The sequence below is a fragment of the Brevundimonas diminuta ATCC 11568 genome (genome assembly GCF_000204035.1).
GTDB classification, from domain to species: domain Bacteria; phylum Pseudomonadota; class Alphaproteobacteria; order Caulobacterales; family Caulobacteraceae; genus Brevundimonas; species Brevundimonas diminuta.
In genome coordinates this window covers 947,853-965,980 of sequence record NZ_GL883086.1, presented here as the reverse complement: position 1 = coordinate 965,980, position 18,128 = coordinate 947,853, and the positions used below count along the sequence as shown (strand labels likewise).

At 67.3% G+C, this 18,128-nt stretch carries 21 protein-coding genes and 1 pseudogene; 12 read left to right on the top strand and 10 right to left on the bottom strand.

Translation table 11 applies throughout. From position 1 onward, the window contains the following. Positions 1-31 precede the first annotated feature (31 nt). Together BDIM_RS08550 and BDIM_RS08545 are read right to left on the bottom strand one after the other, a co-directional pair. On the bottom strand, positions 32-445 hold the full coding sequence (locus tag BDIM_RS08550) for a hypothetical protein (protein WP_128116156.1): 414 nt from the start codon (positions 443-445) through the stop codon (positions 32-34). Positions 446-734: 289 nt separating this feature from the next. Beyond that, on the bottom strand, positions 735-2,486 hold the full coding sequence (locus BDIM_RS08545) for an ABC transporter ATP-binding protein (RefSeq protein ID WP_003165177.1): 1,752 nt from the start codon (positions 2,484-2,486) through the stop codon (positions 735-737). Positions 2,487-2,651: 165 nt separating this feature from the next. Here BDIM_RS08545 and BDIM_RS08540 point away from each other — a divergent pair, with 165 nt between their 5' ends. Both BDIM_RS08540 and BDIM_RS08535 read left to right on the top strand, forming a co-directional pair. Further along, positions 2,652-3,002, top strand: coding sequence for a helix-turn-helix domain-containing protein (locus BDIM_RS08540; protein WP_223850735.1), 351 nt, complete (start codon positions 2,652-2,654; stop codon positions 3,000-3,002). A 2-nt stretch (positions 3,003-3,004) separates the two neighbouring features. Then, positions 3,005-4,255, top strand: a complete 1,251-nt coding sequence (locus tag BDIM_RS08535; protein WP_003165175.1) for a type II toxin-antitoxin system HipA family toxin — start codon at positions 3,005-3,007, stop codon at positions 4,253-4,255. A gap of 21 nt (positions 4,256-4,276) precedes the next feature. On the opposite strand, the gene BDIM_RS08530 is transcribed toward BDIM_RS08535, so the two are convergent. The 6 genes and pseudogenes from BDIM_RS08530 to BDIM_RS08510 form a co-directional block, all read right to left on the bottom strand. Further along, positions 4,277-4,732: a hypothetical protein gene (locus BDIM_RS08530; RefSeq protein ID WP_003165174.1), complete on the bottom strand. Its 456-nt coding sequence runs from the start codon at positions 4,730-4,732 to the stop codon at positions 4,277-4,279. 35 nt (positions 4,733-4,767) lie between these two features. Next, positions 4,768-5,127 (bottom strand): hypothetical protein, encoded by a 360-nt coding sequence (locus BDIM_RS08525; RefSeq protein ID WP_003165173.1) that lies wholly within the window; start codon positions 5,125-5,127, stop codon positions 4,768-4,770. Positions 5,128-5,194: 67 nt separating this feature from the next. Next, entirely contained in the window at positions 5,195-5,317 is a 123-nt protein-coding gene (locus BDIM_RS18580; RefSeq protein WP_003165172.1) for a hypothetical protein, read from the bottom strand. Positions 5,318-5,334: 17 nt separating this feature from the next. Then, positions 5,335-5,574: a hypothetical protein gene (locus BDIM_RS08515; protein ID WP_003165171.1), complete on the bottom strand. Its 240-nt coding sequence runs from the start codon at positions 5,572-5,574 to the stop codon at positions 5,335-5,337. A 124-nt stretch (positions 5,575-5,698) separates the two neighbouring features. After that, positions 5,699-5,863: pseudogene (locus tag BDIM_RS18705) on the bottom strand (helix-turn-helix domain-containing protein); the annotation flags it as partial. After that, positions 5,856-6,458, bottom strand: a complete 603-nt coding sequence (locus BDIM_RS08510; protein ID WP_244911846.1) for a helix-turn-helix domain-containing protein — start codon at positions 6,456-6,458, stop codon at positions 5,856-5,858. The gene BDIM_RS08510 and the pseudogene BDIM_RS18705, both read right to left, overlap by 8 nt. Before the next feature lie 230 nt (positions 6,459-6,688). Between BDIM_RS08510 and BDIM_RS08505 the strand changes: the two genes are divergently transcribed. From BDIM_RS08505 to BDIM_RS08480, 6 genes are all read left to right on the top strand, one after another. Further along, positions 6,689-7,357, top strand: a complete 669-nt coding sequence (locus BDIM_RS08505) for a DUF2285 domain-containing protein (RefSeq protein WP_003169287.1) — start codon at positions 6,689-6,691, stop codon at positions 7,355-7,357. Positions 7,358-7,556: 199 nt separating this feature from the next. Further along, positions 7,557-7,874 (top strand): hypothetical protein, encoded by a 318-nt coding sequence (locus BDIM_RS08500; protein WP_003165168.1) that lies wholly within the window; start codon positions 7,557-7,559, stop codon positions 7,872-7,874. 5 nt (positions 7,875-7,879) lie between these two features. Continuing rightward, the gene (locus BDIM_RS08495; protein WP_112999862.1) at positions 7,880-8,758 is read left to right on the top strand and encodes a hypothetical protein; all 879 of its coding nucleotides are present in this window, start codon (positions 7,880-7,882) and stop codon (positions 8,756-8,758) included. Between the two features lie 81 nt (positions 8,759-8,839). Continuing rightward, the gene (locus BDIM_RS08490) at positions 8,840-9,196 is read left to right on the top strand and encodes a hypothetical protein (RefSeq protein WP_003165166.1); all 357 of its coding nucleotides are present in this window, start codon (positions 8,840-8,842) and stop codon (positions 9,194-9,196) included. Positions 9,197-9,260: 64 nt separating this feature from the next. Beyond that, positions 9,261-10,082: a hypothetical protein gene (locus BDIM_RS08485; protein WP_003165165.1), complete on the top strand. Its 822-nt coding sequence runs from the start codon at positions 9,261-9,263 to the stop codon at positions 10,080-10,082. Positions 10,083-10,806: 724 nt separating this feature from the next. Continuing rightward, the gene (locus tag BDIM_RS08480; protein ID WP_003169290.1) at positions 10,807-11,184 is read left to right on the top strand and encodes a DUF2200 domain-containing protein; all 378 of its coding nucleotides are present in this window, start codon (positions 10,807-10,809) and stop codon (positions 11,182-11,184) included. A gap of 178 nt (positions 11,185-11,362) precedes the next feature. Here the strand turns inward: BDIM_RS08480 and BDIM_RS08475 are convergent, their stop codons facing one another. Next, positions 11,363-13,159, bottom strand: a complete 1,797-nt coding sequence (locus BDIM_RS08475; RefSeq protein ID WP_003165163.1) for a reverse transcriptase family protein — start codon at positions 13,157-13,159, stop codon at positions 11,363-11,365. Between the two features lie 519 nt (positions 13,160-13,678). Between BDIM_RS08475 and BDIM_RS08470 the strand changes: the two genes are divergently transcribed. From BDIM_RS08470 to BDIM_RS08460, 3 genes are all read left to right on the top strand, one after another. Continuing rightward, on the top strand, positions 13,679-14,677 hold the full coding sequence (locus tag BDIM_RS08470; RefSeq protein ID WP_003165162.1) for an ArdC family protein: 999 nt from the start codon (positions 13,679-13,681) through the stop codon (positions 14,675-14,677). After that, the gene (locus BDIM_RS08465; RefSeq protein ID WP_003165161.1) at positions 14,674-15,102 is read left to right on the top strand and encodes a DUF2958 domain-containing protein; all 429 of its coding nucleotides are present in this window, start codon (positions 14,674-14,676) and stop codon (positions 15,100-15,102) included. Before BDIM_RS08470 ends, BDIM_RS08465 begins: the two co-directional genes overlap by 4 nt. Positions 15,103-15,194: 92 nt before the next feature. Next, a complete protein-coding gene (locus tag BDIM_RS08460) occupies positions 15,195-16,976 on the top strand; it encodes a ParB/RepB/Spo0J family partition protein (protein ID WP_003165160.1) in 1,782 nt (593 codons plus the stop codon). A gap of 102 nt (positions 16,977-17,078) precedes the next feature. Here BDIM_RS08460 and BDIM_RS17200 read toward each other — a convergent pair whose 3' ends face one another. Next, positions 17,079-17,270, bottom strand: coding sequence for a hypothetical protein (locus BDIM_RS17200; protein WP_003165159.1), 192 nt, complete (start codon positions 17,268-17,270; stop codon positions 17,079-17,081). Positions 17,271-17,679: 409 nt separating this feature from the next. Between BDIM_RS17200 and BDIM_RS08455 the strand changes: the two genes are divergently transcribed. Then, positions 17,680-18,128, top strand: a 449-nt coding sequence (locus BDIM_RS08455) for a Ros/MucR family transcriptional regulator (protein WP_081461879.1), incomplete at its 3' end; no start/stop codon positions are given.

Below are 18,128 nucleotides of genomic sequence, written 5' to 3'. Positions count from 1 at the left end.
AACGCTGGCCAATCCAGCCCTAACGACAATCTCATCGCTGGATATTCTGCAAGGACGGGATTTGATCCAGCCCCCTGTCCCTTACGAAGTCATTGAGCATGTCTCGGGCGCCATCACGGAGAAATTGGTAGGACTCCCCGATTCCGGTCCGGAAGCCAGCGCTGGTCGGAGTGACGTTTACGCCTGTTGAGACGTCTTCCTGCTGCTCCATGCTCACGCCCAAGCCGCGCCCGACCCCGACGCCGCCGCCGACATAGACGTCGCGGCCTCCCACGCCGACTTCACCGTAAAAGGCGCCGGTCGTATAAGAACCGAAAAAGACGTTCTGATTTCCGCCATCTACTTTGCGTTGCGCGGTGACAACTATATCGTCCACCCGCGTTGCCGGTTCGCCTCCACTTCCGCCATGGATGTATTCACATTCATCCATTGTCAGTGTTCGCATTATCAGCCTCCCGATGATTATGCTCGCCTATTGAGCTACTTATTATTCATTTTCAGCGGCGAACGTTGTCAAGGGATGGGTAGGGAGTTTTACGACCTAGGGTTGCGACATTGTGTCCCTATCGAGGCCTGAAGAAGGCTTGCGCGTGGACGGTGCTTGGCTGACCGGCAGCGAGCCGGTCGCTTTGAGGCGCGGCGGAATCATGCGCGCCAAGCCCCGGATGCCGCGGCCACATCGGGATTGAAAGGACGTCTCCCACGGCCGCATGAACGGGCGTATTGATCGATGCTCAGGATGTTTTTGCTTCACGGCGGGCCTCGGACCAGAAGGTGCGGTAGTCGCTCGTGGCAGCGAGCAGATGAGCATGCCCTCCTGCGGTCAATCGACCGCGGCGCAGGAACAGGATCTGGTCCGCATCGTCGAGGAGACCGGGTCGGTGGGTGATGAGGATGAGCGTTGTCCGGCCGCAATGACTTTCACGCAGCGCTTTGATGGCGCGCTTCTCGCTTGGGGCGTCAAGAGACGACGTCGTCTCGTCGAGAATGACCGCAGGGACGGACACCCCGAGCAGGCGCGCGAGCTCGAGCTTCTGGATCTGTCCGCCTGACAGCCGCTCGCCCTGTTCGCCGACGGCCTGGTCGAAGTCGACCGCGCGGCCGCTCTCGTAGAAACCCCACCCGGCGAGCAGCGCCGCCAGTTCCGCCTCGCTCTGCCGGGTCGGCGGATACAGGGCGTTTTCGCGCAGGCTCCGGTTGAACAGCCCCACGAACTGCGGAACGTAGAGAACGCGCCGATGCCGCTCATCAATGGGCTCTGCCGCCATGTCGGCGCCGTCGATCAGAACGCGGCCCCGCGACGGATCGAGAAGGCCCGCCATCAGCCGGGCGAGCGTCGACTTGCCCGCGCCGTTCGGTCCCGCGATCACCACGAAACTCCCCGGAGCAATGGCGGCGTTCGCGTCGGTGAGAACCGGAGTATCGCCATAGGCGTAGAAGAGGCCGTCGAGCCGGATCGCTGCGGCGCGCGGGGCAGGGGAGATTGCCGTTGTTCGGTTCTCGACTGCGGGATCGCGCGCCATCGCGAGGTCGAGCACTTCGGCGATATTCTCGATCGCAACGCCGGCCTGACGGATGATGAATCCCAGCCCGCCCAGCGGCAGGGCGAGTCGGAAGGCGTAGGCCTGGAGCAATACGAAATCGCCGACCGTCAATCGCCCGCGTCCGACATCCATACCCCCGAGGACGAGGATCGCCACCAGGCCCGCCCCGACCACCACATACTGTCCCAGCGCCGTTCCGAACAGCAGAAGCGCCAGGCGCGAAGCCTCGGTCTGGCGCGCGCGGCCGAGGACAGCGACGCGCTCCACCTCGCCATCGAGATTGCCGTTGAAGACCACCCGACGTGCGTTTCTGAGGATGTCGCCCAGCAACTGCGACACGGAGGCGGCGGATCGATTGGTCGCCTGCGCCTGAGCCTGGAAGCGCTTCGCGGTCAGGCGTGAGGCGAGGAAATAGCCGAGCAGCACCGTCGCCAGCAGGGCGACATAGAGCGGTGGGACCAGCGTCGCGACCACGACGAGCGAGGCGACCACCTGGATGATCAGCGAGGCGGCGCGGCTGATCAGCCCGTCGACGACGATCTGTAGGCTGAACGGCAGGCGTTCCAGCGCGCCCAACATCTCCCCGCTGTCGGCGTCGCGCCGCCGCGCGATCTGCGGCAGCCGCTGCGCGGTCGCGCGCTCGATCAGGTGGCGCGACAGCGCTCCGAGCTGGCGCGTCGTGAAGATGTAGCGGGCCGCGGACAGCGGCGCGGTCCCGGACCAAGCGAGAACGAAGGCCGCGACCAGCGGCGCGAGCGACCAGGGATCAATGGGGCCGGTTGAAAGCCGGTCGACCAGCAGCTTGAGCAGATAGGGACCGAGGACGCCCAGACCGATGCCGGCCAGGTCGATCGCTATTCCCGCGACGGCGTCGCCGCGCGCTTCCAGCCGGCGATCGAACGTCAGCCGCGTGAGCGCAAGGATCACCGTCAGGGTCGACATGCCGTCCTTTCCTGCCGCGTTCGCCTTGCGGTCCGCTGGACGCGGACTCGGCGACGGCGGCGCGCCCAAGCTACAGGGCAGGGGGCTTGCCCGGCTTCACGATTCTTCCGGTCTCCATTGATACTCGCTTTCCCGATCGGGAATTCTGCTAGGCTACCGGGCGGTTTGACGGGTTTGCCTTCCCGATCGGGAATGTGGGTGGCGGTAAATGAAGAAATCGCCTATGAGATTCCCGATCGGGAAAGGAGTTTCACGGTGATTGAGGAACAGGCTCACGACTACGCCCGTAGGCTCGGCGCTCTGATCCGAGCGCGCCGCGAGGCTGTCGGTCTGCGAATGGAAGATCTCGCAGGGGCTGCCGGCGTCGGCGTGCGCTTCATTCATGACCTCGAAACCGGAAAGCCGAGTTGCCAGCTCGGGCGGTCGCTGGCCGTCGCCGCGTCGCTCGGCCTCGATCTGATCGACCTTCTGGAAGAGGACGAGGCGCGTCGCCGTGACCCCGCGCCGGAGCAGTAGACGTGCTGACCATCTATAATGAAAACGAGGAGGTCGGGCACGTCGAGGACGACGGCGGCTTTGTCTATTCGCAAACTTGGCGCGGACGACGCGGGGCCTTCCCGTTGTCCGTCACCATGCCCTTGGCCGAGCGGGAGGTCGAGCCGAGCGTCTTTCTCACCTGGGCCGCGAACCTGCTTCCGGAGGCTGACCAGCTCGTCATGGTGGGGCGCAGCCTTGGCGTGTCGCCTGGCGACACGATCGGTCTTTTGGAACGAATCGGACGCGACACCGCAGGCGCCTTGTCTTTCGGTGCGCCCGGCGGCCGCACCCGGTCCGGCTGGGCGCCCATCGCGCGCGATCAGGACCTCGAGCGGATCATCGACGAACTGCCGAGGAAGCCGTTTCTAGCAGGAGACGACGGGGTCTCCATGTCGTTGGCGGGCGTGCAGTCCAAGATCGCCGTCGGGCGCGACGAGCAGGGCCGACTCTACATTCCGGTAGACGGCGCGCCCTCGACCCACATTCTCAAGCCCGACAGCGATCGTTTGCTCGGAAGCGTACCCAACGAGGCCTTCTGCCTGACCCTGGCGCGACGTTGCGGATTGCGTGTTCCTTCCGTGACCACGGGACGCGCCGGAGGACGATCCTATCTCCTGATCGAGCGCTACGACAGGCGCGCGATCGGCGACGAATGGAGGCGCCTCCACCAGGAAGATTTCTGTCAGGCGCTCGGCCTGCCGCCAAGCGCCAAATATGAGCGGAACCGGACCGGGCCGAAGGGACCTTCCGCCGCCGACATGCTGATGGTCGTCAGGAAACATGCATTGGCGCCTGATGTGCTCGCGCTCCTTGACGCCATCGTGTTCAACATCCTTGCATGCAATACTGACGCACACGCCAAGAACTATTCGCTCATGGTGACGAATGGTCGTCCGACATCAGCGCCGATCTACGACGTCATGTGCGCTTCCGTATTCGACGGGATCACGCCGAATTTGGCGCAATCGATCGACGGTAAGACCCGAGGCGATCACCTCAGGCGCCGACACTGGACGCGATTCCTGCAAGCGGCAGGCTTCGGCGCCGCGCCGATGCTGCGGCGCATTAACGCCTTGGCGACACGGGTGCTGGCGGAACTCCCGTCCGCTCAAGCGGACGTTACGGCGATGGCTGCCGGCGGGGCCGGACTGAACGAGGTCGTAACCGCAATAAGGCGCAGAGCCTCGATGATTCTCGAGGGATTGGCCGATCCCGCGGACCGCGCCGACTGAAAGGCGCGGGTGGCCTCGATCCTACGGTCCTCTGAAGCAGAGGGGCTGCGTCGCGCCTTTTCGCCAGGCCTCGATCACGCCCGCCGTGAAGACGATGAGCAGCACGAAATAGGGCGTCTCCAGCGCTGCGATGTAGCCGCGCGGCAGGAGGGAAACGTCCAGAGCGGCGCCGACATGCACCAGCACGGTCAGGAGCTGGACCCCGCCCGCCGCGAACAGCCACCGCCGCCGACCGCCCGTGCGGATCAACAGCACGATCAGCAGCAGGAGCACGGCCGTATCGACCGCGGCCACGGCCCAGAAGGGCGGCGCGGCGTTCGGCGGCGGCTGCAACCGGGGCGAGATCAGCACCGCGAGGAGATTGCCGATGACGGCGGCCTGTTCGGGCCGGCCGCCCTTCCACAGCGCGAATCCCGTCACCGCGAGGGTCAGCCAGAAGCCCGCCGCCCCCATCCATTGTTCGACCGCGAGCGCCATCCCACGCCGATTGACGCGGCGCCGGCGGCGCGATGTCAAGCATCGGCGACCAGGCGGGGGCGTGCGATGGAGGCGGTCGGGCGAATCTGGGCGGCGTCAGGCTTTTCCAGGCCTGTCCCCTGCAGCGTCGTTGGCCTGACGCCGATGTGCGGCGCGGCGTCGGCCAGCGCCGCGTGCATCGTCATCGCATGGCCGCGGGCCTGGCCCAGGGCCTCGACGGTCCGTGTCGCGGCTGCGACCGCCTCATGGCCGAGAACGGCCGAGAAGCCATGGGTGCGCCGGATCGCTGAAGCCTGCGCGATCAGCAGCGCGGCCTTTTCCAGGGTCGTATCAAGCGCCGCCTCGGTCTCGAACAGGGCGTCGGCGAGGGATTGGGCGATGTCGCGTCGTTGCATGGGGCGTCCGTCTCGCGCTGGCGGCGCAAGTCCTTTGTCAGAGAGGGATGGGGCGCCGCTGGGCCCGTCAGCGCTGGGCCAGCAGGGCGGCGTCGATGGCTTGGGTCTGGTGGCCGAGCGAGAGGGCGACCGCGAGCGCGCCGACGAGGCAGACGCCGAGCAGGACCGCTCCCAGGGCCGTGACGATCAACCGGCCGAGCGTCCGGTTCAGGACCGGCGTAAGCGCGGCGCGTTCGGAGGGCGGTCGCTGTCGGGTCCCAGCACGAATGCGATGCAGATGATCTCGCGAAGCAGATCGAGCGGCGAGAGGTTGCGGCTGTGTCTCCGCGTCTCGTCCAGCAGATACTCCACCGCGTCCTTCTGCGCTCGTGTCAGCGCCAGGTCGTCGAACACCGTCTCCACGTCGCCCCAGGTGTAGCGCGGCAGCGGAATGACCGGCTGGGGCATGGGCTCCTCCTTTCGCCGAGGGATCGAAACCCGATCCCGACCCGGACGAAAGGGCTTCCGGTTCCCTAGGAGACCGGTCTGCGTAGTCCATACGTAACGCCGCGCGATAGAGCGCCGCGGCTTCCTCGCGGTCGCGCAGGCCGAGCTTCTTCAGCGCATTGTAGATGTGGGTGTCGGCCGTGCGCGGACTCATCGTCCGTCGGCGACCGATCTGTTTGGAGGTCAGGCCGTCGGCGACGTCGCGAAGGCATTGCTCCTCGCGCGGGGTGAGCCGGTCGAGGTCAACCATCGCCGCCGCCCGGGTCGTCATCCGCCCGGCCTGTGACATGTGGGTCCGCCGACAGAGCGAGCGCCTCGACGTAGCGGAGCAGGGGTTCGCGCTGATGGTTCGGCAGGACCGACCAGGCCTGGAGCAACCGCGCGCGTTCGCCGCCGTCTTCGCCCTCGTCCCAGGACTTGAGGCCGATAAGCGCCGGCGCCGTGGTCGCCAGCGCGAGCGAGAGCTGGTGCAGCCGTGAGGCCGCGACGCTGTTGCGTCCGTTTTCATACTTCTGGATCTGCTGGCACGAGACGCCGATCTTCGCGCCGAGCGCCGTCTGGCTCAGGCCGAGTTCCTTTCGCCGTCGCCGAACGCGCTCGCCGATCGCGCGATTATAGTCCTGTTTGCTTTGCGAATCCGGCACGTCGGTTCTCCTGACGCTCGATCGGCCATTTGGCCACGCATCGTCCTGCCGCGGCAACCCTGCGAGCTTGCGGCCGCCGCCGTGCCCGCGCTTCAAACCCCCGCAATGTCCCTTGGAGGGAGACGCACGGGGTTCGAAAACTTGTAGTTTGCGACGCCAGAAATGATGCGCCGACAGGTATTTGGCGAAAATTCCGGTCAATCCGTGAAGATCGCTCCATACGCTGACGCTTATGCTTGGCCGGCGGCGACATGCCGCGCGCCGTCGACCGGCGACCGAAAGGAGGGGCATGCGCGAAGCGCGGACCGATTGCTGTCCTCCCGCTTGGAAAGAGCGCGACGCCTACGATCGGATGCTCGAGCTCGACCTGGCGGGATGGACTTGGGAGGCGCTGCGTCGTCGGCCCGACGACGCGGGCCGCATCCTTCCGCTTGTCGGGACTCGGCTGGTGCGGCGCTCTCCGCCCCTACGAGTATTCGAGACCCAAGCCGAAGACGGACCGGAGATTTGGGGTTGGCGATTTCCGCGGCCGCCGGTCGCCGGCGTCGGTCTTCTGGCGCGCCGATCTCGACCCGGCCGTACTGACCGTGCGCGCCGCTCCCGTCGCAGCGGCCGATGGCGACGCCTTCCGGTTGGACCGACTGCCGTGCCGGGCGATCGTCCGCCGTTTCGGCGGCGGACGGGAGCAGATCATCATCGGCGAAGGCGTTCGGTCCATCCGGATCGAAGTGAGGGAAGGGAGCGTGCTGAGCGGACCGGTCCGGCTGGCCTACGACCTCGCGGGGTTCGTCGATCTCGATATCGGACTGCGGGTGCTCGGCCAGCTCGAAGCCCTCCACCGGTTCGACCGTTTGTTGCCCACGCTCTTCCGGGGGGAACCACGGGCGCACCGTTGGGCGATGGCCCTTCGGGCCTGGGACGGTCGGCGAAACGGCGCGAGCCAGCGCGAGATCGCCATCGCCCTGTTCGGTCCTGATCGCGTGACGACCGACTGGTCGACGGGCGACGACATGAGGAAGCGCATTGTCCGCCTGCTCCGCACCGGGGAGCGGCTGATCGCCGCAGCGGGGCCGGAGTTGCTTCGCCGGACGGCGCCGTGAACCGGACGGGACTTGCCGCCGGGCGGCCGGGCTTTGTGTCGCGCCCCGCGCACGATCCGCTACTGCGGGTTGTGGCCCCCAACGCAAGGTTGTCACAGGAATGTGAACAGCGTTTGGATTGCGGCGTTACGTGAGCTCTGCTGAGCTTCGAACGGCAGCGCTGCCCGACGCAACCACCCCTTACATGGAGTTACGATTGATGCGTGCATTGTCCTATTGCGAACTCGACCTTGTCGTCGGAGGCCAATCCAGCGGCCAGACCGGCGGCCAGACCCCGGCGCCCAGCTCGCCGCCTTCGAATAACAATGGCCAGACGACCACCACCACCACCCACAACAATACGCGCGGCGGCCAGGTGAACTACAACATCAACCAAACCCCCACAGGCGTGACCGGATCGGTCGGGGGCAGTTACAGCTGGAGCCGGTCGGAAACGACGGTCACCGTCGTCACGACTCCGAACTTCCCTCGCGGCAATGAGCGCGGCCCGGCGGCCGATCTGGCTGGGCTTTATTGAGCCTCGTGCGCGGCGGCGGATTCCATATCCGCCGCCGCGCGTTCAAAGTGCAGGCCATGGTGCGACCAACCCTTCTTTCCGGACTGGCGCTCGCCGCGCTTTCGGCAGGCTGCCAGCATCCCGCCTGGGCTGCGCAGGCGAATGCTGAAACGGACTTCGTTCAGGCCCGTTCAGCCGTCGCCGCCATCGCGGCGGGCCAGGTGACATGCAGCTACCCCGGCGACTCCGTCGTTCGTTTCATCGGGGAAAGCGGGCCGTCGCTCACCGCCTGCGTCGAACGTTTCGCCGGGCGAAGCGGGATGACCCTGATCCTCAGTTCACCGGGCGGCGATGCCGCGGATGCGATCCGGGCAGCCGAACTCATGACCGGGCGCGGTTGGACCGTGATCGTTCGCGGCATGTGCTCCTCCAGCTGCGCGAACTATCTGCTGCCCGTCGCCGCGCGCATCGAGGTTGAGCCTTACTCGGCGGTTCTGCTGCACGGAGCGCCCTACGATGAGGAGGGTGTCTATCAATGGTTCCTTCCGGGCGTTCTCGAACGCCAGCGGGCGGCGAACCCGAATGTCAGCGATGCGATGATCGATCAGGCGCGGCGCTTCACCCGTGAACAAGCGCGTCTTCTCGTCGAGCGGCACAAGGCGTTCGCGGGTCAGAGGACCGTAGATTCAGGCTGGTACGATCTTTCCGCCTTCCCGCAGCCCGAGGGCGGGTTCGGCGGACGCACCTTCGCCATCGTCGACCCTGACTTTCTACGATCCAGTCTACCCAACCTCGAAATCGGGCGCTTCTGGTTTCCAACCTCCGCTGCGGAACGGGACGCCCTGGCTGAGGTCATCGAAGGAACGCGCATCATTTATCGCGCTGGGTACGAACCCGCGGGGTGATTTGGGCGAAGAATGGAGTGGCATACATTTGGCGGCTTGTTGTTCTGAAGCCGCTGTATTTACTTTCTTAATCCTAGGAGAATGAACATGCGTGCACTCGATTATCTCGAACTCGATCAGGTCGTCGGCGGCCAGTCGAACACGACCACAGCAAACCAGAACGGGCCGGGGACGACCACCACCACGACCGGCAGCTCGCGCACCGTCACCGTCGGCGCTGACGCGACGATCGGCTCGGACGGCTCGATCACCGGGGGGCGCATTTATGTGTCGGTCGCTTGGGGCGACGGGCCGTCGACCGGCGGCGGAGGCGGCGGACGGAGCGCGCCGATGGGCGGCGGCTCGGGCATCGTCAACATGCCTGTTGTCGAGATTAACAGGCCGTCGGACGGCGCACGGCAGACGCAGCCCGCGGCGGATCTCGCCGGCCTCTACTGAGCAGAACGGCGGGGCGGGCGATCAGGCGCCCGACCCGCCATCGTTCGGAACGACGACACGCCTCATGTTTTTACGCCGCCACGCCCAAAGTTTCCTTCTCATCGCCGTCGCCCTGATGCTGCCCGCCAACGCGCTCGCGCAATCGGGCGAGACGGAACGGGCGGGTTGGCGAAACGCCAAGGCTGCCGTGGACGCCGTCGTCGCCGGTCGCCGCCTCTGCGAGGTCCAGTCCGACAATCGCCTACGCTATATCGGTCCGATCGACGCCGGCCTGGCCGACTGCCTCGCGGGTCTCGCCGATCGACGCGGCGTCACGCTCGCGATTTCCTCGCAGGGCGGCGACGCCGAGACGGGGATCGACGCCGGGTATCTGCTGCAAGGCCGGGACTGGACGGCGGAGGTCCACGGCCTCTGCGCTTCCGCGTGCGCCAACTACATCCTTCCGGCGATGCGGGCGGTCGCCGTCGAGCCCTTCTCTGCGGTCCTTCTCCACGGCGGAGCCGATGACGAGGACCTGATCTATGAGGCGGCTGTGGACCAGATTCTCGCCCGGCAAAAAGCCGTCGCGCCCGACGTCGACGAGGCGACGGTCGCCGAGGCCCGTGTGTTCACGCGCGACCTTGTGCGCACGATCGTGGCCGCTCACCGCCGCTATGGGGAGGACTTGGGCGTATCATCGGCATGGTTCTCGCTCACCGGATTCCCAACACCGGAAGGCGGTTACGGGCCGATGGGATTTGCGCTCGCCGACCCGACCTTTACGGCCGCCGCGCTTGGCCGCGTGAGGGTTCGATCCTTCTGGTTTCCAACGACCGACGAGGATCGGCGGCTCTTGTTCTCACTGTTCCCCGATACGCACATCGTCGTCAGGGAGACGACGCAATAGCGGCGCGGTTCTGATTCTCGAGGCCGAGGCGGCTTCCGGCCAGCCGAAGGCCGCGCGCGCGAGTTTCCGCACGGCGACGGGTCTCGACCCGAACAAGGCCGACCGCGCGGCGGTGAACGCCTGCTGCGCTGAATGGGAGCCTTATCGGCAAGAGGATAGCGGCGCCTGTGATCGCGTGCGAAGTCCTGGCGATCGGCGACGCCCGCATTCTGTGGCTGCCCGACAGGATCGGGGAACTGCCCCCGTCATCGAAAACGCCGAAGAAAAAAGCCAGCGAAACCCCGGCCGCGAGCACGGCGCCTTGCGACTGGGTGGCGTTTCGCGACCGCGCGGGCTGGCGATGGGTGGGCGGCTGCCGGCGACCCGGCTGCGGCGGACGCCGTGCGGGTCTTCAGCCGCCAGGCGCTCTACGACAAGCCGTAGGCTCAGTCTCATGGCCGGGCGCTCGCGGCGCCAGCTCACGCCGCGGCCGCTGCGCCTTCGCAGCGTCGGCCGACGTCGCCGCCGTGGGACAGTCCGGGGCGATGCGTGGGCGAAAGGTCACCGCTTCGCGCCGTTCGAGAGGGGCGACGAACGCGGGCGCGCGCCAGGCCTGACGCCGCAGAAACCCCAGGCTGCTGTTGTCGAAACAGCCTGATAGGAGGAGGATGACCGGAGGCGGCGGCCATGCTGGATCAGGCCAGGGTCGTAGTTCGACAGGCGAGCGGCGAAGAACGGCTCGATAATGAGGAAGAGGACCGTGACGCAGCACCGAATCTACTCCACGAGCTTCGCCAGCGTGTATCCGCACTATGTCGCCAAGGCGGAGAAGAAGGGTAAGACGAAGGCGCAGGTCGACCAGATCATTCGCTGGCTGACCGGTTTCAGCGAGGTCGAACTCGAGGCTGAGCTGGCCGCACAAACCGATTTCGAGACCTTTTTCGCCAAGGCGCCTGCGCTCAATCCCGCCCGCTCCCGGATCACCGGCGCCGTCTGCGGCGTCCGCGTCGAGACGATCGACGAGCCGCTGATGCGAGAGATCCGATACCTCGACAAGCTGATCGACGAGCTGGCCAAGGGCAAGGCGATGGAGAAGATCCTGCGGACCGAGGCTGCGCTCTGAAGCTTCGCTCTTAAGGCGACGACCACGCCGATAATCGAGCGCTCGGCTGTAGATAGGCGAATTGAGAGACGTGCGCTGGGCCTTATGCGCGACATGTTCAGCAGCACGGGCTCGATCCACCTTACCAGTGCGCTCAGTTCATGTTCCAGCTTCGGCCGCGCGTGACGGACCGCGCGGCTTACGCGCCGTCATCGCTCGGCGGGGTCTGGTCGGACCAGGGAAGGATAGGACGTCGCCGCGAGTACTCGGTCCACGTCGTGACGTCGAGGATCAGCCGATATTTGTCGCGCAAGCGCTCGAACATCAGCCGGTCGCGCGGCTCCGGCTTGCCCGGTTTCGCCGCTTTCGACTTGAGATATCGACCGAGAACGGCGAGCAGAAAATCCGGCGCGCTGATCCCCAGATGCGGCTTCGAGACGAACTGGACGGCGAAGTCCACCGGGCGACGGTCGTCGCGCGCCTTGAGACGGTCGAAGGCGTCCTGGATCAGCCCTTTGACCCTGTGCGCCGAGACCTTCTCGTTCTGCTCGATGTAAAAGGACGCGAGCTGACTTTCCGCGGCTTTCAGGCGTCGCTCGATGATTGCGCCGAGCAGTCGCAGATAGGTCTCCTCGTAACGACTGGGGTCGTCACAGTCGGCGAAGGCGACATAGCCCTCGAACCGCATCCCCTCGAGCCGCCTGACATAGGCGATGCGAAGGTCCTCGGTGGCGTCGACGAAATGCAGGCCGCGCTTGCGCAGGGCCGCCGGGTCTCCGTCCAGATACATGTCCGCCAGCGCGGCTTCGAGAACCTGGCCGGCCTCGATCGCCATTCGGGGGCCGTGCTGGCTCACCGCCATGCCGATCGCCAGGACCTTTTGTCCGCCGCGGTCGAATTCCGCCTCGTCCACGAAGATGAAGAAGGGCGCCCGGTGCTGACCGCGCGGCGCGAAGCTCGGCTTCATGCCTTCATCCTGCAACGCCTTGCGCCACTGCGTCCTCAGGCGGGGCGCCATCGCGGGCTCGTGGTGGGCGACGAACCGGACCAGGCCGTCGACGCGGTTGACCTCCTGCTGGATGACGCGCGCGTCGTTGACGCCGCGATGCCGGAAGTGGTCGGCGATGCCGAATTTCCCGGCGTAGTAGAGTTCCTGCCGCAGCCGGCGCTTTCGTTCGCGCGGAACGTGAGGCTGCGCCGGGTCGCTGATGCTCAGCCCGGTCACATAGTGCGCCTGGCCGATCTTGGACCGGCGCGTCTTGTCCTCCGCCAGCACGAAGCCTTGCGCCTCGACAACCGACCGCAGCGCATCGATGGCGGGGAGCTGGTCATCCCCCGAGAAGGTGAGATCGTCGGCGTACCGCGTGTAGGTCGCGTTCGCTCCGCTCGCCAAGGCCGCGCAGGCGAGATCGAGAGGAAGCGCCACGGCGTTCGAGATCACCGGGCTGGTGGGCAGGCCCAGCGGCAGGCCGCCGCCGATCGTGACGAATCGCGCGAGCAGCTCGGCCACGTCGGGAACTAAACCCAGCTTGGTGAACAGGGCGGCGACGCGATCCGTCGTGATCGAGGGGAAGAAATTCTCCAGGTCGGCGTTCAGCAGCGCCGAGCGCCCCGCGTGAGCCGAAGCGTTCTCCCGGATGTTGCGGCCGGGGCGATAGCCGTAGACGGCGTCGTGCGGATAGCCGGGCAGGGCGATGCGGAAGAAGGTCTCGAGCCGGCGCGCCAGCGTCCGATATCCGGGCTTGCCCAGCAGCGGCTCCCACACCGTTCGATGGCCGCGCCTGCGATTCCGCTTTGGAATGTCGTGGCGAAGGAAGACCGGAATGTCCTCGATTGAAGCGGCGTCGGCGGCTCGCTGGAGGGCTTCGATCTGCTCTTCACGGGTCCTGGGAGGATCGAAGGCGAGGATGGCCTCGAATGTCGCCTCGTCGGTTCCGATCGCCGTGATCAGCGCTTCGCGGGTCGTGACGCGTCGAAAATCGGCGGGAAACGTCATGGACGGCGCGCGCCGAGAGGGGCGGCACGCGATACGAAGCAAGTGGTGCTGAATACAGCAGACGCGACTCGCGCCTTGAACCTTATAGCCATGCCGCCCCCACGGCCGTTTATAGGCCCATACCCCTGAAGTTCAAGGCGAGCACATGACCGGGCCTGCCTGCTCTTTGCAAGGCAAGTCATCGTAAGGGGAAGGCCTTCCCCTGAGCGGGAGCCCGCCCGCGGTCTCCCGCTACCCCTTCGAGCAGGGGGCTTCGCCCCCCGCAACGCCCCCCATTGACGGTCGCCGCGCGTTCGCGCGGCGGCTTTGTTTGGGCCTCTCCCTGAAGCGGGGGGTGGCCGACGCGCCCTTCTGGACGCGCCCCGGCGCGCGCCAAGCGGCCGTTGGCCGCTCCTCCGCTTCGCTTCGGCCCCGTGGGTGACGCCCGCCTTGCAGGGCGCGTCCGGCAGGACGCCTTCGCCGTCCACCCCCCGCTTCCGGGAGAGGCTGTGGGGTTTGGGGCGGGGAAGGAGGATCGCCATGCGTAAGGACAGCCAGCCGCAGCGCCGCCCGAAAGGGAAAGGGAAAGGGAAGGGGCGGGCTTCGCCCGCCGCCGAACCGCGCGCCAACCTCTATGACGAGGTGACGGCCAAGATCATCGCGGAACTCGAAGCCGGGACCTTTCCATGGGTCCGGCCGTGGGGCCGCGCCGGGGCGGGACGTCCCGGCCTGCCGAGAAACGCCGCCACCGGCCGCCGCTATTCGGGCGTCAACGTCCTGCTCCTGTGGGGCGCGGGCTTTTCCGAAGGCTACGCCTCGCAGAACTGGCTGACCTTCCGTCAGGCCCTCGCGGCGGGCGGGAGCGTCCGCAAGGGCGAGCGCGGGACGACCGTCGTCTACGCCGACCGCTTCACCCCCGAGGCCGAGAAGGAGCGCGCCCGCGAAACCGGCGAGGACGCCCGCGTCGTGCCCTTCCTCAAGCGCTTCACCGTCTTCAACCTCGACCAGTGCGAAGGGCTGGACCGGCTCGTCCCCGAACCTGCGCCGCTTCCCGAACGCGAGATCGTCCCGCGCGCCGAAGCCCTGATCGCCGCCACCGGGGCCGATGTCCGCATCGGCGGCGAACGCGCCTACTACCACCCCGGCGAGGACTATATCCGCATCCCGCCGCAGCCCGCCTTCTTCGACCAGATCAACTACTACCGCACGACGCTGCACGAACTGATCCACTGGACCGGCCACCCGACCCGGCTCCGTCGCGACCAGTCGGGCGGCTTCGGAACCCCGGCCTACGCCCGCGAGGAACTGGCCGCCGAACTCGGCTCCGCCTTCCTGTGCGCCGCGCTCGGCGTCGCCCCGACCGTGCGGCACGCCGACTATCTGGCCAGTTGGCTGACCGTCCTGCGCTCCGACAATCGCGCCATCTTCCGCGCCGCAGGGCAAGCGTCCAAGGCCGCCGACTATCTCTTGGCCTATGCGCCAGAGGCGGACGAGGCCGCCGCGAGCGTCGCCTGTGAGATGGGGAGGGCGGCGGCATGATCCTCCTGACCCCCGAGCTTCGCGCCGCGCTCCTCGCCAACGCCGCCGCCCATCGTCACGCGCTCCAATCCGGCGCGGTCGAGCCCGACCCTGTGCCCGTCGTCAAATTCTTCAGTCCGGTCGGCGCGGCGACATGGCTCGCGACCGAACTGGATGAAGACGGCGACACCCTGTTCGGGTTGGCCGACCTCGGCTTCGGAACCCCCGAACTCGGATCGTTCAACCTTGCCGAGATCGAGAGCGTCCGCCTGCCGTTCGGGCTCGCCATCGAGCGCGACCTGCATTTTTCGACCCATTTCCGGCTGTCGGTCTGGTCCGCCTGGGCGCGCCGCGCCGGGTCGATCATCCGCGCCGAAGCCCTTCTGCGCCGGGCCAGCCCGCTCGGCGCGTTCCCCGATCCGAGCGCCGACCCCGGCCAAGGATGAGCGCGCGGCTCTTCCCGCGTATCCCGGCCCCGCCCGTCACTCTGGAGGAGATCAAGCGGACGGGGCCGGTCACTCCCGAAGGAGAGACTGTCATGCAACTCGCAAACATCGACCTTGGCAAGCTCAGCGTGTCCAAGCTGAACATGCGCAACGGCAAGGCCCCGCCCGACGTGTCGGACATCCTGCCCACCGTGCGCGCGCGCGGCGTCCTCGTGCCGCTTCTCGTCCGACCCTCCGGCGAAGGCGAGACTTTCGAGATCGTCGCGGGCCGTCGCCGCTATTTCGCGGCGCGCACCGTCCTCGAGGAAGGCGGGGAGGTCGAACCCCTGCCGTGCGCCATCATGGAGCCCGGCGACGACGCCGCCGCGCTCGAAGCCTCGCTGATCGAGAACATCGCCCGCCTCGACCCCGGCGAGGTGAACCAGTGGGAGACCTTCGCCGGACTGATCCGAAAGGGACGCACCCCCGAACAGATCGGCCAGACCTTCGGCCTGACCCTGCTCTACGTCCGGCGCATCCTCGCGCTCGGCAATCTCCTGCCGGGCATCCGCGCCCTCTACGCCGCCGACAAGATCGACGCGGCCACCATTCGTCACCTGACGCTCGCCAGCCGCAGCCAGCAGAAGGACTGGCTCGCTCTCTACGACGACCCCGAGCAATATGCGCCCACCGGCCAGTCCCTCAAGGCGTGGCTGTTCGGCGGCCAGTCGATCCCGACCAAGGTCGCGATCTTCGACCTCGACGCCTATCCGGGCCGGATCAAGGCGGACCTGTTCGGGGAAGACGGCTATTTCGAGGACGCCGACACCTTTTGGACGATGCAGAACGAGGCGGTGGCGGCGCTGCGCGACCGCTACCTTGAAGACGGCTGGTCCGCCGTCGAGATCATGGATACGGGCGAGCATTTCTACAGCTACGACCATGAGAAGACGCCCAAGGACAAGGGCGGCAAGGTGGTCATTTCGGTCAGCGGGCGCGGCGACGTGACCGTCCATGAGGGCTATCTTTCGGGCAAGGAGGCCCGGCGCGCCCGCGCCGCCGCCGCCAAGGCCGAGGCGCAGGCGCAAGGCCTGCCCCCGGGCGCAGGCAAGCCCGAGACGACCGGCGTCATGCAGGACTATATCGACCTGCACCGCCACGCCGCCGTGCGCACGGTGCTGGCGGACCATCCCGCCGTCGCCTTCCGGCTGCTCGTCGCCCACGCCGTCTCCGGATCGTCGCTGTGGACCGTGCGGACAGCCGACCGCCGCGTCCGCAACGAGGCCATGGCCGACAGCGTCGAGACCGCGAGCGCCGAAACCGTCTTCGACGCCAAGCGCCGGGCCGTCCTCGCCCTGCTCGGCTTCGACGCCGAGGACGAAAGCGTCGCCCGCGCGCAGGCGCGCGAGACGCCGGTCGTCGAACTCTTCGCGCGGATGGTGAAGCTCTCCGACGACGAGGTGTTCGCCGTCGCCGCCGTCATCATGGGCGAGACGCTGGCGGTCGGCGGCCCGTTGGTCGAGGCGGTCGGGGCCTACCTCAAGGTCGATATGGCCGAGTGGTGGACCCCCGACGACGCCTTCTTCGGCCTGCTGCGCGACCGCGCCGTCGCCAACGCCCTGCTGCGCGATGTCGGCGGCAAGCGGATCGCGGACGCCAATGTCGCGGAGAAGGTGAAGACGCAGAAGACCATCCTGCGCGATTTCCTCGCCGGGTCGGGCGGACGCGCCAAGGTGGACGGCTGGACGCCCAAGTGGATGGCCTTTCCTCCCGCTCGCTACACCGACCGGATTTACGCTCCGGTCGATCGGTGGGGGGCGGTCAAGACCGTCATGCGGCGGCTGCCGCCGCCGCATGCGCTCGAACCTGCGCCCTACGCCATCGCGGCGGAATAGCAACGGGACGGGCGGCGGCCTCCGCCGCCCGTTTCATCGGCCCGAAAAATCGCGCGCCGCCCGGCGCCCCTGCAGGGGGCGCCGGGCGGCGCATTCTTTTGGTCAATCCTCCGAAGGTGGTTCGTCTCCATCGCTCGTCGGAGGAGGAGGCGGCGGCGCTGGAGCAGGCAGATCGACGCCGCTCTCTTTTAGGATGCGCCAGGCCAGTTCGATCTCGCCTGCGACCGGCATGGGCGTCCCGAACCGCTCCAGCCACATCGCTGCGATGGATTCAAAATCCGAGCTTTCCGTCACGTCGATGCTTCCCCGCTCGCCATGACCCTAGGTCAGAATGCGCCCGAAGACTGCAAAGGAGTGTAGCGCGCCGCGAGGCGTTCGCTCGGGCCGGTGGCGGCTCGGAGTGCGGGTCCTGCGGGGACGCTCCGAGCCGCCGGCCGCGGTACCGGAACAGCGGCGCGTCGAGCCTAGAGAAAATCATCGCAAGGTCCATGGGGAAGCGGCCCGGTGCGCCGCAAGGGGGGGCGAGCTGGCGCGCCGGGCCGCACGCATTTCCGAGCGCGGAACTGCAACGGCTAAGCGTTCGGGCGCGGGGGAGGGTTCCCTCATCATGGCGGGATGCACCCCGCGACGTCGGTATTTCAGTTGATACCTCGCGTCATTCGTCTAGCGTCCGCGCTTCCGAATGCTGGGAAGGGGAATGTTCATGACCGACGACGCTGCGCCGACCGCCAGCCTCATCGACCTGACGGCCGATGTTGTCGCCGCCTATGTCGCCAACAACACGGTCGCCGCCGCCGAACTGCCGCGCCTGATCGCCTCGGTTCACGAGGCGCTCGCCGGGGCCGCCGCGCCTGCCGAAACGGTCCTCGACGAACCCGCGCCGGTGCGCGCCGTCACGGTTCGCAAGTCCCTTGCGAACCCCGACCGCATCCTCTCGATGATCGACGGCAAGCCCTACGCCAGCCTCATCCGCCACCTTCGCGCCCACGACCTGACGCCTGACGACTACCGCGCCCGCTATGGTCTCGCCGCCGACTATCCGATGGTCGCGCCGGGCTATTCGGAGAAGCGCCGCGCCGCCGCCAAGGCCATCGGCCTCGGCCGCAAGCCCGGTGAAACGCCAAAAGCAGGCGGGCCGACCGGCGAAGGCGG